Origin of the sequence: Massilia timonae, from assembly GCF_001866515.1 — a bacterium.
GTDB lineage: Bacteria > Pseudomonadota > Gammaproteobacteria > Burkholderiales > Burkholderiaceae_D > Telluria > Telluria timonae.
Genome location: NZ_JRYB01000001.1, coordinates 4658204 through 4672802, shown reverse-complemented (window position 1 = coordinate 4672802; position 14599 = coordinate 4658204). Strand labels below are relative to the sequence as shown.

Below are 14599 nucleotides of genomic sequence, written 5' to 3'. Positions count from 1 at the left end.
ACTAGCGTGGGACTGTTGAATGACAAGGTGGCTTTGATTACCGGTGCCGGCGGCGGCATCGGGCGCGGCGTGGCACGCCGCTTCGCGCGCGAAGGCGCCGCGGTGGTGATTGCCGAGATCGACCGCGACAGCGGCGCCCAGGTGGCGCGCGAGGTCGAGGAGCTGGGCGGACGGGCGCTGTTCGTGCACACCGACGTGCTGCGCAAGGAATCGGTGCTGGCCGCGATTGACGCGGCGGTGGCGCGTTTCGGCGGCCTCGACATCCTGGTCAACAACGCCTTCGTGCCGACCCCGAACATCCTCCTCGAGGACAAGACCGACGAGATGCTCGACCAGACCTTGACCTCGACCATCAAGGCGGCCTGGTGGGCGATGCGCGCGGCCCTGCCGCACATGCGCGCGCGCGGCGGCGGCAAGATCGTCAACTTCTATTCGATCGACGTCGAGCTGGGCGCCTGGCTGCATGCCGACTACAACACCGGCAAGGCCGGCATCGTCGGCTTGACCCGCAGCGCGGCGGCCGAGTGGGGGCGCTTCAACATCACCGTCAATGCGATCGCGCCGACCGCGATGGGGGCCACCTTCCACAAGCTGGCGGCCGAGAACCCGGGATTCGCCGAACGGGCGGCCGCCATGCGTCCGCTCGGACGCTGCGGCGACCCGGAAGAGGACATCGGGCCGGTGGTGGTGTTCCTGTCCAGCGACATGTCGCGCTACGTGACCGGGGAATCCTTCCACGTGGACGGAGGCCTGCACCTGCCCGGCTACAACTCGAGACCGGCCAACGTGCCGGTGCGGGAAACTTAGAAGCCGCCACGGGCGGCGATTCACAGGAAAGCACCAATCATGCAGTCAGTCAGGCGCGCCAGCGTCAGCAACATCACCAGTACCAGCAAGGTCACCAGCAACGTCACCAGCAACCTCGCCAGCACCAGCGCCGATGGCAGGCGAAACCGCCGCGCCGAAACCACCATCGCGTCGATCCTCGCGGCGACCGAAGAGATGGTGCTGCGCGAGGGATCGGAGCGCATCTCCGTGCTCGATGTCTGCGCGCTGGCCGGGGTCTCGCGCGGCACCTTCTACCGCTATTTCGCCTCGCAGGAAGAGCTGCTTGACGCCTTTGCACGCCACAAGCGGGCCTCGTTCCAGCAGGCGATGTCCGATGCGGTGACGCCCTATGCCGAGCCGGGCGCGCGCTTCCATGCGCTGGTGCGCTACCTCGACGACTATGCGGCGCATGGCCAGGCGCGCCTGCTCCTGCGCGCCGCGCCCGAGTACACGCTGCGCCTGTTCGGCCGCCTGTTCAACGAATCGCTGGTGCGTATCGACGACCTGATGCGCATCGTGTTCGATTCTTGGGACCGGCGCTTGGGCATCCGCACCGACCGAAAACTGATCTGCGAGCTCCTGATCCGCTGCGTGCTGAGCGAGCTGGTGGTGCCCAACAAGCGTCCCGAAGACGGGGTGCAGCGCATTGTCGCCTTCCTGTATTCGATCGTCGAGTGCCAGTCGCGCGACGACGCGAAAAATAAAAGTTAAACACATTTGCCATTTCTGTCTATCTTTGGCAATATAGGTCCCGATGCAAAAGCACCGACCGAGTGCCGCGGGATGGAGACATGTGTTGCTTGTGGGTTGGCCGTGCCGTTGGCCGGCCGATGTGTCCTGCCAATGCGCCTGCTGTCGGGATAACCAATCGTCACAGGGAGACACCACATGCTCATCGACCTTCACGCCCACGCCCCCCACCCCGATTACTACAACCAGCACCCGCACTGGGGCCCGTTCTTCGAACAGCGCCCGGATGGCGACATCAAGCTGCGCGTCGGCCACTGGATCCTGTCGCTCGGCTCGCCCGAACGTCGTGCGGCCCTGCAGAAGGCCCGTGCCGAAGGCAAGACCCTCGACATCAACCAGTACCTGGCGCGCTGGGCCGATCCGAAGACCCGCCTGGCCGGCATGGACGCTGCAGGGCAGAGCGCCCAGGTGGTGTCGGTGCCGTCGCACTGCTACATGTACTGGGCCGAGCCCGAATTCGGCGTGCCTTTCGCACGCAAGGTCAACGACGTGCTGGCCGAATACTGCTCGGCGGCCCCGAACCGCCTGATGGCCTGGGCGCATGCGCCGCTCAACGCGCCGATCGAGGCGGCCAAGGAAATCCGGCGCGCCTGCACCACGCTGGGCGCCAAGGGCCTGGTTGCGGGCGGCGCCAACTTCGGCGGCCTGGAATTCGACTCGCCCGAGATGGATCCGGTCTGGGAAGCACTGTGCGACCTCGACCTGCCGATGTTCGTGCACGGCTATAACCAGTCGGTGACCTGGGGCGAAGATGCCAATACCGACCGCTACGAAACCACCGCCATCGTCGGCATGAACTACGACGAGACGAAGTGCTTCTGGAACATGATCAATGGTGGCGTGTTCGACCGCTTCCCGAACCTCAAGGTGTACATCACCCACGGCGGCGGCTTTGTGCCTTACCAGCTGGGGCGCCTGGCGCAGACCAATCCCAACCTGGACGTCGCGCACAACAAGAAGCCGGTGCTCGACTACCTGAAGAACTTCTACTTCGACGTCGAGCTGCACGAGCTGCCGATGCGCCAGGCGATGATCGAGATCATCGGCGCTGACCGCGTGCTGTACGGCTCCAACTTCGGCGGCAGCGACGCCGTCCGCCACGACCTGACCGACGGCCTGCGCATTTCCGACGAGGACCTGCAGAAGATTCGCTGGAAGAATGCCTGCGAGCTGCTGCACATCGATCCGGCCACCCTGGTCGAACCGGTCAAGCCAGCGGCGTTGGCAGCATGAAGATCGCACGCTGCACCGACGGCGGTGCGCCGTTCTGGGCGCTGGTCGACAGCGAGGCGGCGCTGGTGCGCCCGATCGCCGGCGCGTTTGCAGACTGGGGCCCCGCACTGACCCGCGCGATTGCCGCCGGACGCGCCGCGGCGGGCGAGGATGCGCTGCCGATCGACGGTCCGGCTCGGTCACTGGCCGGCGTGCGCCTGTTGCCGCCGGTTGAACCGGTCAACCGCGTGGTGGTGGCCGGCGCCAACTATGCCAAGCACCTTGCGGCCGACTTCGGACTCAAGACGCCGCCGCAACCCATCGCTTTCCTGAAAGCCTATGGCGCCCTGATCGGCGCGAACGATCCGATCCGCTACCCGCCGCTGACGAAGGAGCTCGATCACGAAGTCGAGCTGGTCGTGGTCATCGGTGACGCCGCGATCGTTGATGGCGACCCGCTCGCCGCCGTGCTGGGCTACGCGGTCGGCAACGACGTCTCGGCGCGCGACTTGCAGCGTAGCGGCCCGGCCGGCATCGGCATGGACCTGTTCGCGGCCAAGAGCCAGGATTGCAGCACCGGGGTCGGTCCGTGGATCGTCACACGCGACGAGTTCGGGCCCGGCAGTCCGCAGCTGCGCCTGACGCTCAAGGTCAACGGCCAGGTGCGCCAGGATGCCAGCACGGCGGAAATGACCTGGGATGTGGCGCAGCTGGTGCGTTTTGTCCAGGCCCGTTCGAGCTTCGCCGCCGGCGACATCCTGTTCACCGGTTCGCCCGCGGGCGTGGGGCAGGGCACGGGCGTGTACCTGGAGCCGGGCGACGTGGTGGAAGCGAGCGTCGAAGGTATCGGCACCATCTGCAACCTCGTCGGGCCCCGGCCCGGCGCATGAGGAGACAAACATGATCGACAAGAACCAATCCGTGGTGGTGGTCGGCGCCGGCCTGATGGGCACCGGCATTGCGCACGCTTTTGCCAGCAGCGGCTTCGCGACCCGCCTGGTCGACAGCAATGGCCAGGCGCTGGAGAAGGCGCTCCAGAATATCCATGCGATCCTTGACGGGGGCGTCAAGCTCGGCAAGCTTGCGGCGGACGTGGCTGAGGCGGCCAAGGCGCGCCTGACGATCCACACGTCCCTGGCCGAAGGCGCGCCAGGGGCCAGCCTGCTGGTGGAGACCGTGTCCGAGAACTTGGCGGTCAAGAAGGCGGTGCTGGCCGAGGCCGTGCCGCTTCTGCTTGACGGTGCGCTGCTGGCGACCAACACCTCGGCGCTGTCGGTGACCGAGATCGCGGCATCGGTGCCGCATCCGGAGCGGGTGATCGGGATGCACTTTTTCAATCCGGTCCACAAGATGAAGTTGGTCGAGCTGGTGCTCGGCATCGCCACCGATGCTGCCACCGTCGCGCTGACGCGCGAATGGGTCGAGGCCATCGGCAAGACCTCGATCCTGGTCAACGAATCGCCGGGACTGACCACCAGCCGCATGTCGGCGATGCTCGGCAACGAGGCGATGTGGATGCTGCAGGAGGGCACCGCCAGCGCCGAGGACATCGACACCGCGCTGCGCATGGGCTTCAACCATCCGATGGGCCCACTGGAACTGGGCGACCTGACCGGTTGGGATACCCGCCTGTCGGTGCTGCGTTACCTGCATTCGACGCTGGGCGAGAAGTTCCGCCCGTGCCCGCTGATCATCAAGATGGTCGCCGCCGGACGCCACGGCCGCAAGACCGGGCACGGGGTGTACCAATACGACGCGGCCGGGCAGCGCGTGCCGGGTTCGGGCCTGAAGGCGAGCAACCTATGAACGACATCTACATCGTCGAAGCGATCCGTACCCCGGTCGGTAAATACAAGGGCAGCCTGGCCGGCGTGCGCGCCGACCACCTGGGCGCCCACCTGCTGGGCGAACTGGTCGCCCGCGCCGGCATCGACGCCGCCGAGGTGGACGACGTCATCTTCGGCTGCGTCACCCAGGTGGGCGAACAGTCGGCCAACATCGCCCGCACGGCGGTGCTGGGCGCGGGCTGGCCGGCCGCGATCCCGGGCCTGACGATCGACCGCAAGTGCGGTTCGGGCGAGGTGGCCGTGCACATGGCCGCCGGCCTGATCGCCGCCGGCGCCGCCGATGTGGTGGTCGCGGGCGGCGCCGAGAACATGAGCCGGGTGCGCATGGGCGGCAACCGTGAAATCTACGGCGAGGCCTTCGGCGCGCTGGCGTCCGCCAGGTATGAGCTGACCAGCCAGGGCGAGGCGGCCGAGCGGGTGGCCGACAAGTGGGGGCTGGGCCGGGAACAGCTCGACGCCTATGCCGTCGAGAGCCACCGTCGCGCCGCCGCCGCCGCCGCCGCGGGGTGGTTCGAGCGCGAGATCGTGGCGGTGCCGGTTGCAAGCCTGAAGGACACCGCCTATGCCGAGCCGGCGCCGGACAGCTTCGGGGCCGACGAAACCATCCGTCCGGGCAGCAATGTCGAAAAGCTCGCCACCCTCAAGGCCAGCTTCCGCGACGACGGAAAGCTCACGGCCGGCAATTCGTCCCAGATCTCGGACGGCGCCGCAGTCCTGCTGCTGATGTCCGGCGCTGCGGTGGACCGCCTGCGGGTGAAACCGCGGGCGCGCATCCGCGCGTTCACGACGGTCGGCTCGGATCCGACCCTGATGCTGACCGGCCCGGTGGCCGCCACCCGCAAGGTGCTGGAGAAGACCGGGCTGGGCGTCGACGACATCGATTTGTTCGAAGTGAACGAAGCCTTCGCGCCGGTGCCGCTGATGTGGGCGCAGGAGCTGGGCGTGGCGCACGACAAGCTCAACGTCAACGGCGGGGCGATCGCGCTCGGCCATCCGCTGGGCGCCAGCGGAGCCCGGATCATGACTTCGCTGCTGCACGAGCTGGAACGGCGTGGCGCGCGCTACGGCCTGCAGGCGATCTGCTGCGCCGGCGGCATGGGAACGGCCACGCTGATCGAGCGCCTCTAGCACAGGCAGACACGGTGCGGCAGGCCGGCATAGAACCGGCCGCCGCAAGAAGCAGCACCTACAACGAGGAGACAGCAATGCACATCGACCTGAGCGGCAAGCGGGTGATCGTGACCGGTGCTTCGCGCGGCATCGGCTTGGCCATCGCGCGCAGCTTCGCGGCGGAGGGCGCGCGGGTTGCCGTCTGCGCCCGCAACCTGGAAGCGATCGAGGCTACCGGGCGCGAACTGGCGACCCGGGCGCAGTCCGTGATCGCGCGCGCGGTGGACGTCACCGATACGGCTGGCGTCAAGGCCTTCGTCGAGGAAGTCGCCGCGACCTGGGGCGGCGTCGACGTCCTGGTCAACAATGCGGGGCAGGGGCGTGGGGGCAACCTCGACACGCTCACGCCGGAACAGATCCTCGAGCACGCGAACATACTGCAAATGGGGCATTTCCGCTTCGTGCAGGCGGTGGTGCCGCACATGCGCCGCCAGCGCTGGGGGCGGATCATCGAGATCAACGCCCTGGCCGGCGCCATCCCGACGCCGGACGGCATCCCCTCGGTCATCAACCGCGCTGCCTGCCTGGCGCTGTCCAAGTCGCTCGGCATGTCGCTCGCCAGGGACAACATCCTCGTCAACTCGCTCAACATGGGATGGATCGATACCGGCCAGTGGGACCGCCACTACGGCGAGGTCGGACCCGGCGTCTCGCGCGCGGAGTTCGACGCCATGGCGCTGAAGGTGGTGCCGCTGGGACGCTTCGGCAAGCCGGAGGACGTGGCCGGCATGGCGCTGTTCCTGGCCAGCGACTACGCCTCCTTCATCAGCGCCGCATCGATCGACATCTCGGGCGGCCTGCAGGGGCAGATCGCCTACTACCCGACGCTCAAGCGCGAATTCGCCGAAATGGCCAAGAATCGCGTGATTCTAGATACAGAATCCTAATCGAATAGTAGAATTCCGCGATTAATCGCGCTACAATCAATTTGCATCACGCGTCTCGTTTCCGTTGGGCCGAAGACAGTCGAGCAGCACGGTTCACTGGAATGACAATCTGGCAGTGCTGAACGATTCAATAAAAGCGGTTCAACCGCTATAACAGGAGACAGGTCCATGAACCAAGCAAGCGGTATGCATCGCCACACCCGTCACGCGGTGCGGTCCATCGCGGCAGCCGCCGCACTTGCCTGCGCCGTCCCGGCGTCGGCAGCCGAAATCATCGTCGCCAATCCCGATATCAAGATGCGGCTCGACGCCACGATCCGCTACACCGGCGGCGTCCGCATGGAAGGGCAGGATAGCCGCCTGCTGCGCAACTACATCTACGACGAGGGCGATTCGAAGTTCGACAAGCACGACATGGTGACCAACCGCGTCGACGTGCTGACCGAGTTCGACGTCAGCTGGCGCAACAAGATCGGCGCGCGGGTGTCGGCCGCCGGCTGGTACGACGAAGCATATGACGACCACGAGGTGCGTTCGCCCGCCGGCCTCTTGACCGCTTACCGCAACGGCAGGTACAACAATGAGGTGAAGCGCTACGTGAACGGGCCGTCCGGCGAGATCCTCGACGCCTTCGTGTGGGGCAATGTCGACCTGGGGCCGGTGCCGCTGAACATCAAGGTCGGCCGCCAGACCAATGTCTGGGGTGAAGGGCTGCTGCTCGGCGCCCATGCGATTTCCTATGCCCAGTCTCCGGTGGACGGCGTCAAGGCCGCGATCAATCCGGGCGTCGAGACCAAGGAAGTGTTCCTGCCGATCGGCCAGGTGGCGCTGAGCGCCCAGGTGACCGACAATCTGACCCTGGTCGGCCAGTACTATTACGAGTGGAAGCCGACCCGGGTCCCGCATGCCGGCACCTATCTGATGGGCGCCGATACCGCACCCTCGTCGGATTACCTGGTGTTCCCGATCCCGGGCGTGGCGGCGCAGATGATCGAGGCGCGCAAGCCGGGCGACCACGGCAACTGGGGCGTCGGTGCGCGCCTGAACGTCGAGGCGATCGAATCGAGCTTCGGCGCCTACTATCGCCGCTTCGACGACTACTCGCCGGAGTTGGGCGTGCAGCTGCTGAACTTCAGCGGCCCGCTGCCGACCCAGGCACGTTTCGTGTACCCGGACAAGATTGATCAGTACAGCCTGAGCTTCAGCCGCGTGATCAAAACCGTGGCGGTCGGCGCGGAACTGTCGTATCGCAAAAACGGCGCCCTGAATACGCCGTCCTCGATCACGACGCCGACCGGCGCGCGCGGCGATACCTGGCACGCGGTCGTCAATGGCATCTACATGCTGCCGGCGACACCGCTGTGGGCGACCGGCACCCTGGTCGCTGAACTGGCCTATAACCGTCTCGATGAGGTCACCACCAACCCGGCGCTGTACCGTTCGGTGGGGGCGGCGAGCTGCGTGGATTCGCGCACCAGCGTGGCCCGCTCGGGCACCAAGGATGACGGCTGCTCGACCAAGGACGCATGGCTGATGGCCTTGCGCTTCACCCCGCAGTACCTGAATGTGCTGCCTTCGTGGGACCTGTCCGTGCCGGTGAGCGCCACCTACGGGATCTCGGGCAACGCCCCGTCCTCCGGCGGCGGCACCGAAGGCGAGCTGCGCTGGTCGATCGGCGCCACCGCCACCTACGCATCGAAGTATGAATTCTCGCTCCTCTATGCCGACCGCAAGCTGCCCGTCCGGGAGCTGAACGGACGGATCACCGGGGGCGCGGCCCACAGCAATTCGTCGGTCGGCGTCATCGACCGCGGCTGGCTGTCCTTTACCTTCAAGACGGCATTCTAAGCGCCGCAAACAGGAGACTCGACATGAACATCAAGCGACTCATCATCGGCTCGCTGGCAGGGCTGGCAGGCCTGGCCAGCGGCGCGCAGGCCCAGGTCACCCCCGACGAGGCCAAGCAGCTCGGCAGCACGCTGACCCAGCTCGGCGCCGTCAAGGCCGGCAACAAGGAAGGCACCATCCCGGCCTATACCGGCGGCCTGCAGAAGGCGCCGGCCGGCTTCAAGGCGGGCAGCGGCGTCTGGGCCGACCCGTTCAAGGACGAGGCGCCTGTCCTGCGCATCGACGCCAGGAACTACCAGCAGCATGCCGACAAGCTGTCCGACGGCCAGAAGGAGCTGTTCAAGAAGCATTCGGGCTTCTACATGGACGTGTACCCGACCCATCGCACCGCCGCGGTGCCGGAGCGCGTGCTGGCCAAGACGGTGCGCAATGCGACCAGCTGCAAGACCGCCAAGGGCGGCCTGGCGGTGGACCAGGCCTGCCGCGGCGGCATCCCGTTCCCGATCGCGAAGACCGGCAACGAGATGATGTGGAACCAGCAGCTGCGCTACAAGGCCGACACCACCACCCGGTCCTCGCGCTCGTGGGTGGTCGACGCCAGCGGCAAGGCCGTCATGACCTCGCAGCAGCAGACCTTCGAGGAAACGCCGTACTACCACGAGGACCTGGATGGCCGCGACGAGCAGATGTACTGGCGCACCTACTCGGTCACCAGCGCGCCGATCCGCAAGGCGGGCGAAGTCACCGGCCTGATGGACTTCCTCGACCCGACCCAGAAGCCGCGCCGCGCCTGGAGTTATGCGCCGGGCCAGCGCCGCATCAAGCTCGCGCCCGAGTTCTCCTACGATACCCCGGTGGCCAGCATGGGCGGCGTCACGCTGTTCGACGAGCTGTTCGTATTCTCGGGCCAGATGGACCGCTTCGACTTCAAGCTGGTCGGCAAGAAGGAAATGTACGTGCCTTACAACGCCTACAAGCTGTACTTCGGCTGCGGCGTCGAGGAGCAGTTCAAGGAAAAGTACCCGAACCCGGCCTGCTGGCGCTGGGAGCTGCACCGCATGTGGGTGGTCGAGGCGACCCTGAAGCAGGGCTTCCGCCACGCCTACGCCAAGCGTACCTATTACATCGATGAAGACAGCTACGGCGCCATGCTGTACGACGCCTACGACCGCAGCGGCCAGCTGTACCGCTCGATCTTCAACTCGATGATCCAGCTGTACGACGTCGATGCGCCGTACACCGTGAAGAACGTGATCTTCGACTTCAACAAGGGCATGTATGCGCTGGTCAACGACGGCCTGGTCGGCGGCTATGCCGTGGTGACCAAGCCGCGCTCGAACCGCGACCTGAACCCGGAGACCATCGTGGCGAAGGAAACCGCGCGCTGATATAGCGCCGTTTTCCGCGAGTGCTGCCCGCCGCCTGCAGGCTGCAGCGGCGGCGCGGCAGCCGTCTAGATACATGCACGACCACGGAGTCTCCGGTGAACAGCTTCAAACTCTTTTCCTACGGCCCGGGGCGCCACGCCCCGGCGCCGTGCCGCGCGTCGATGACGACCCGCGCGGCGATCCTTTGCGCTGCCGTCCTTGGCGCCGCGCTTCCCGCCAGGGCGGAAGTCCTGGACAGGCCGGCCGAGCGCTCGGCGGCCGCATTCAAGCGGCCCATGACCGGCATCGCAGTCCAGGGCGACAGCGCGATTTCGGTGGGCGTACACGGAACCATCCTGGTGTCGCAAGATGCCGGCAAGACCTGGAAGCAGGCCGTCGTGCCGGTCTCCTCGGATCTGACGAACGTACGGTTCAGCGGTCCAAAACTGGCTTGGGCGGTAGGGCATGACGGCGTGGTCCTGCGCAGCCTGGATGCCGGCCAGACCTGGACCCGGGTCCTTGATGGACGCACCCTGCTCGCCGTGCTGGACAAGCACTATCGCGCCCAGGTCGCGATGGGTGTCGCGGACGCCGCCGCGATCGTCGACGAAGTCGCGCGCGCGGCGGCGCTGTCGGCGACGCCCGGCGTGCTGCCTTACCCCTTCCTCGACATTCGCATCGGCGCCGACGGCGAAGGCTTCGTGGCAGGCGCCTTCGGGCTGCTGCTGCGCACCGGCGACGGCGGCAAGACCTGGGAACCCTGGCTGGAAAAGGCCGGGAACGACCGCCGCATGCACCTGTATGCCCTCGAGCAGACCGCCGACGGCAAGCTGTACCTGGCCGGCGAACAGGGCCTGCTGCGCAGGCTCGACCGCGCCGCGGGCCGCTTCGTCGAGGTCGCGACGCCTTACGGCGGCACCTGGTTCGGCCTGGCCTCGAACGAGGCCGGGCTGGTCGCCTTCGGCCTGCGCGGCAACGCCTACCTCAGCGCCGACGGCGGGACGGCCTGGAAGCCGCTGGCGCTGGGCACCCAGGCAACCGTCGTGGGCGCGTTTGCCTGCGCACCCGGCGAACTGGCCTTCGTGACCCAGGCCGGCCAGGTCCTGATCCACCGCGGCGGCGCCACTGCCGATGCGCAGGTAGCCCGCAATGGCGAAATATTCGGCGCCGCGCCCGCCGGAAGCGGGCAGGTCGCCCTGGCCGGCACCGGCGGTGCACGGTTAGCGAAGCTGCCGGGCTGCGGCGCCGATGCCGCAAGAATGGGGAAGAACTGACATGGCCGCCCACAGCGAACAGCCGCGCATGCCCGTGATCCGGGACCTGCAATCCTTCGACCGCCGCTCGGGCAACCTGCTCGAGCGGGTCATCTTCAACAACCGCATCCTGGTGCTGCTAGCCTGCCTGCTGGCGACCCTGTTCCTCGGCTACTCGGCGACGCGGATCAAGGTCAACGCCAACTTCGAGCGCATGATCCCGCTCGGCAGCCCCTACATCCAGAACTACCTGGCCTACAAGGACCAGCTTCCGGGCCTCGGCAACACGGTGCGCATCGTGGTCGAGAACAAGACCGGCGACATCTACGACCCGGCCTTCCTCGAGGTCATGCGCAAGGTGAACGACGACCTGTACATGATCCCGGGCGTCGACCGCTCCTGGATGAAGTCGATCTGGATGCCGATCGTGCGCTGGCGCGAGGTGACCGAGGACGGCATCACCGGCGGCGCGGTGATGCCGGCCCAGTTCGACGGCAGCCCGGCCGAACTGGCCAAGCTGCGCGAGAACGTCGCCAAGGCCGGCATCATCGGCCGCCTGGTGGCGCTTGACATGAAGTCGAGCATGATCGTCGCGCCGATGCTCGACACCGACCCGAAAACCGGGGAAGCGCTCGACTACGGCGCTTTTTCCCAGCAGCTGGAACAGAAGATCCGCAGCTACGAGAGCGACAAGGTCGGCATCCACATCGTCGGCTTCGCCAAGATCGTCGGCGACCTGATCGAAGGCCTGAAGTCGGTGATGCTGTTCTTCGCCGTGTCGGTGGCGATCGCCACCGTGTTCGTCTACCTGTACACGCGCTGCCTGCGCAGCACCGCGCTGCTGGTGAGCGCGGCCGTCCTCGGCGTGGTCTGGCTGCTGGGGCTGATGCAGCTGCTCGGCTACGAACTCGATCCTTATTCGATCCTGGTGCCCTTCCTGATCTTCGCCATCGGCCTGTCGCACGGCGCCCAGAAGATGAACGGTATCATCCAGGACATCGGCCGCGGCACCCACCGCTACGTGGCGGCGCGCTACACCTTCCGCCGCCTGTTCGTCGCCGGCGTGACGGCCCTGCTTGCCAACATCGTCGGCTTCGCGGTGCTGATCATCATCGACATCCCGGTGATCCGCGACCTGGCGATCACCACCAGCATGGGCGTGTCGGTGCTGGTGTTCACCAAGCTGTTCCTGATCCCGGTGGCGCTGTCCTACATCGGCATCAGCCCGAAGGCGGCCCAGCGCGCGCTCGAGGAAGACCAGGAAATGGCCCAGGGCCGTTCGGTGCTGGGAAGGGTATGGGCGCGCCTGGACCGCCTGACCGAACGGCGCTGGGCGATTCCGACGATCGGCGTGGCGCTAGCCGTGACGGCGGTGTCGGCGGTGGTGATGCAGGACCTGCGCATCGGCGACCTCGACGCCGGCGCGCCCGAGCTGCGCCCGGATTCGCGCTACAACCGCGACAACGCCTACATCACCCAGCACTACGGCCTGTCGAGCGACCAGTTCGTCGTCATCATGAAGACCGCCGACGAAGGCTGCCGGCTGGTGTCGGCGCTGAACCGGATGGACGGCCTGGCCCAGCTGCTGCGCGCCGACCCGGCGGTGCAGACCACGACTTCGCTGGCCGAGACGGTGCGTTTCACCACCGCCGCCATGACCGAGGGCAGCGGCAAGTGGCTGACGATCAGCCGCAACCAGTCGATCACCGACGGCGCGATGTCGGCCGCCGCCATCGCCACGCCCGACATCACCAACCAGAGCTGCTCGGTATCGCCGCTGGTGGCCTACCTGGCCGACCACAAGGCCGACACCGTGGCCCGCATTCTGAGGACCGCCGAAGGCTATGCGCAGCTCAACAACACCGCGCCCGGCGCCAAGGAACCTGTCGAGTTCCTGCTGGCCGCCGGCAGCGCCGGCATCGAGGCCGCCACCAACATCGAGGTGGGCAAGAGCATCATCACGATGTACCTGGCGGTGTACGGCTCGACCGCACTGCTGTGCCTGGTGACCTTCCGCAGCGTGCGCGCCACCATCGTCGCCCTGATCCCGCTGGTCATTACGACCATCCTGTGCAAGGCGCTGATGGTCTGGCTCGGGATCGGCCTGAAGGTCGCGACCCTGCCGGTGATCGCGGTCGGCGTCGGGGTGGGCGTCGATTACGCGCTCTACCTGCTGTCCGTGCAGGTGGCCTGCCAGCGCCGCGGCGACAGCCTGCGCGCGGCCTACCGCCGCTCGCTCGATTTCACCGGCAAGGTGGTGGCCCTGGTCGGCCTGACGATGGCCGCCGGCGTCGTCACCTGGGCCTGGTCGCCCATCAAATTCCAGGCCGACATGGGCATCCTGCTGACCTTCATGTTCCTTTGGAACATGCTGGGGGCGCTGATGCTGACGCCGGCCCTGTCGTACTTCCTGCTCAATCCAAAAAGCGCACGTGAAGATGCGCGCCTGACCCCAACACTGGAGAAGAACTATGTTTGACCTGCTGCTGTCAGCCGACATGATGCTGCCCGACCCGGACGGCATGACCGAACTGCTGGTGAAGAAGCTCGGCGTGCACAGCCACCCGAACTGGCGCCAGGCCTTCGACAACCACCCGTACATCGCGCACTTCCTGCGCGTGCACAAGTCGCTGGCCGTGTCGCCGACGCGCCTGGAGCCGCAATGGCACCTGGACTACGAGAACCCGGGCGACCCGATGTTCCACGAGTTCCTCGAGAGCCTCAAGGACTACCAGGGACGGCATCGCCCGATGCTGACCCATTCGGTCGTGCTGGCGCTGCAAGGGCCGAAGTTCGATGCCTTCGTCGACAAGCTGATGCGCCGCGGCCTGGCCTTCCGCATGGCGCAGCGCACGCCGGAGATGCCCTTTGACCGCCTGTGGCTCGGCGCCACCCCCGAGCGGCCGCGCTACTCCCCGGAAGTGGACGGCGGCCTGTGCATCGAAGTGATGCCGACCGAGCCGCTGCAGATGCCGCCGGAAACCTTCGCTGCAACGCCGGCCCAGCCGCGCGATCCGCGTCCGGGCGACATGGTGCGCGTCAGCTCCCGCGCCTTCCTGGTGCGCGACCTCGACCACACGCTGCGCTGCTGCTCGAAGAACCTCGACTGGGAACCGCAGGGCGGGGTGGAACTGCTCGGCCGCGAAGGCCAGCGCCGCGCCATCATGCCGTTCACGGTGGCCAACAGCGCGGCGCTGCACGTAATCCAGCCGACCGCCTGGAACACCCCGGCGGCGCATTACCTGAACAACTGGGGCCCGGGCCTGTATTACATCCGCATCGCGGTGAATAACCTGGCGGCCAAGGCCGAGGACCTGCGCGAACGCGGCACCAGATTCACCTGGGTCGAGGAGTCGGAATCGGCCGATGGCAAGCCGCTGATCCGGATCGACGCATCCGAGCTGCGCGGGCAGCTCATCGAGTTCGAGGAAGCCTGA

Annotated in this window: 12 protein-coding genes; all 12 read left to right on the top strand. The window is 66.9% G+C overall.

Translation table 11 applies throughout. The features are described 5' to 3' along the window. Window positions 1-6: 6 nt before the first annotated feature. Entirely contained in the window at window positions 7-807 is an 801-nt protein-coding gene (locus LO55_RS19795) for an SDR family NAD(P)-dependent oxidoreductase (protein ID WP_040776565.1), read from the top strand. 39 nt (window positions 808-846) lie between these two features. Further along, a complete protein-coding gene (locus LO55_RS19790) occupies window positions 847-1539 on the top strand; it encodes a TetR/AcrR family transcriptional regulator (RefSeq protein WP_071362790.1) in 693 nt (230 codons plus the stop codon). Between the two features lie 177 nt (window positions 1540-1716). Beyond that, the gene (locus tag LO55_RS19785; protein WP_005666952.1) at window positions 1717-2811 is read left to right on the top strand and encodes an amidohydrolase family protein; all 1095 of its coding nucleotides are present in this window, start codon (window positions 1717-1719) and stop codon (window positions 2809-2811) included. Beyond that, the gene (locus LO55_RS19780) at window positions 2808-3680 is read left to right on the top strand and encodes a fumarylacetoacetate hydrolase family protein (protein WP_005666954.1); all 873 of its coding nucleotides are present in this window, start codon (window positions 2808-2810) and stop codon (window positions 3678-3680) included. Before LO55_RS19785 ends, LO55_RS19780 begins: the two co-directional genes overlap by 4 nt. 10 nt (window positions 3681-3690) lie before the next feature. Continuing rightward, on the top strand, window positions 3691-4596 hold the full coding sequence (locus LO55_RS19775) for a 3-hydroxyacyl-CoA dehydrogenase (RefSeq protein WP_005666956.1): 906 nt from the start codon (window positions 3691-3693) through the stop codon (window positions 4594-4596). After that, the gene (locus tag LO55_RS19770; RefSeq protein WP_005666958.1) at window positions 4593-5765 is read left to right on the top strand and encodes a thiolase family protein; all 1173 of its coding nucleotides are present in this window, start codon (window positions 4593-4595) and stop codon (window positions 5763-5765) included. Before LO55_RS19775 ends, LO55_RS19770 begins: the two co-directional genes overlap by 4 nt. A 77-nt stretch (window positions 5766-5842) precedes the next feature. Beyond that, on the top strand, window positions 5843-6694 hold the full coding sequence (locus LO55_RS19765; protein WP_005666960.1) for an SDR family oxidoreductase: 852 nt from the start codon (window positions 5843-5845) through the stop codon (window positions 6692-6694). 168 nt (window positions 6695-6862) lie between these two features. Continuing rightward, entirely contained in the window at window positions 6863-8542 is a 1680-nt protein-coding gene (locus tag LO55_RS19760; protein ID WP_071362789.1) for a DUF1302 domain-containing protein, read from the top strand. Between the two features lie 23 nt (window positions 8543-8565). After that, a complete protein-coding gene (locus LO55_RS19755) occupies window positions 8566-9930 on the top strand; it encodes a DUF1329 domain-containing protein (RefSeq protein ID WP_005666963.1) in 1365 nt (454 codons plus the stop codon). Window positions 9931-10025: 95 nt separating this feature from the next. Continuing rightward, window positions 10026-11183, top strand: a complete 1158-nt coding sequence (locus LO55_RS19750) for a WD40/YVTN/BNR-like repeat-containing protein (RefSeq protein ID WP_083415442.1) — start codon at window positions 10026-10028, stop codon at window positions 11181-11183. A gap of 1 nt (window position 11184) precedes the next feature. Beyond that, a complete protein-coding gene (locus tag LO55_RS19745; RefSeq protein ID WP_005666967.1) occupies window positions 11185-13641 on the top strand; it encodes an efflux RND transporter permease subunit in 2457 nt (818 codons plus the stop codon). Beyond that, complete coding sequence (locus LO55_RS19740; RefSeq protein ID WP_071362788.1) at window positions 13634-14599, top strand: VOC family protein; 966 nt, start codon at window positions 13634-13636, stop codon at window positions 14597-14599. The genes LO55_RS19745 and LO55_RS19740 overlap by 8 nt, the downstream gene beginning before the upstream one ends.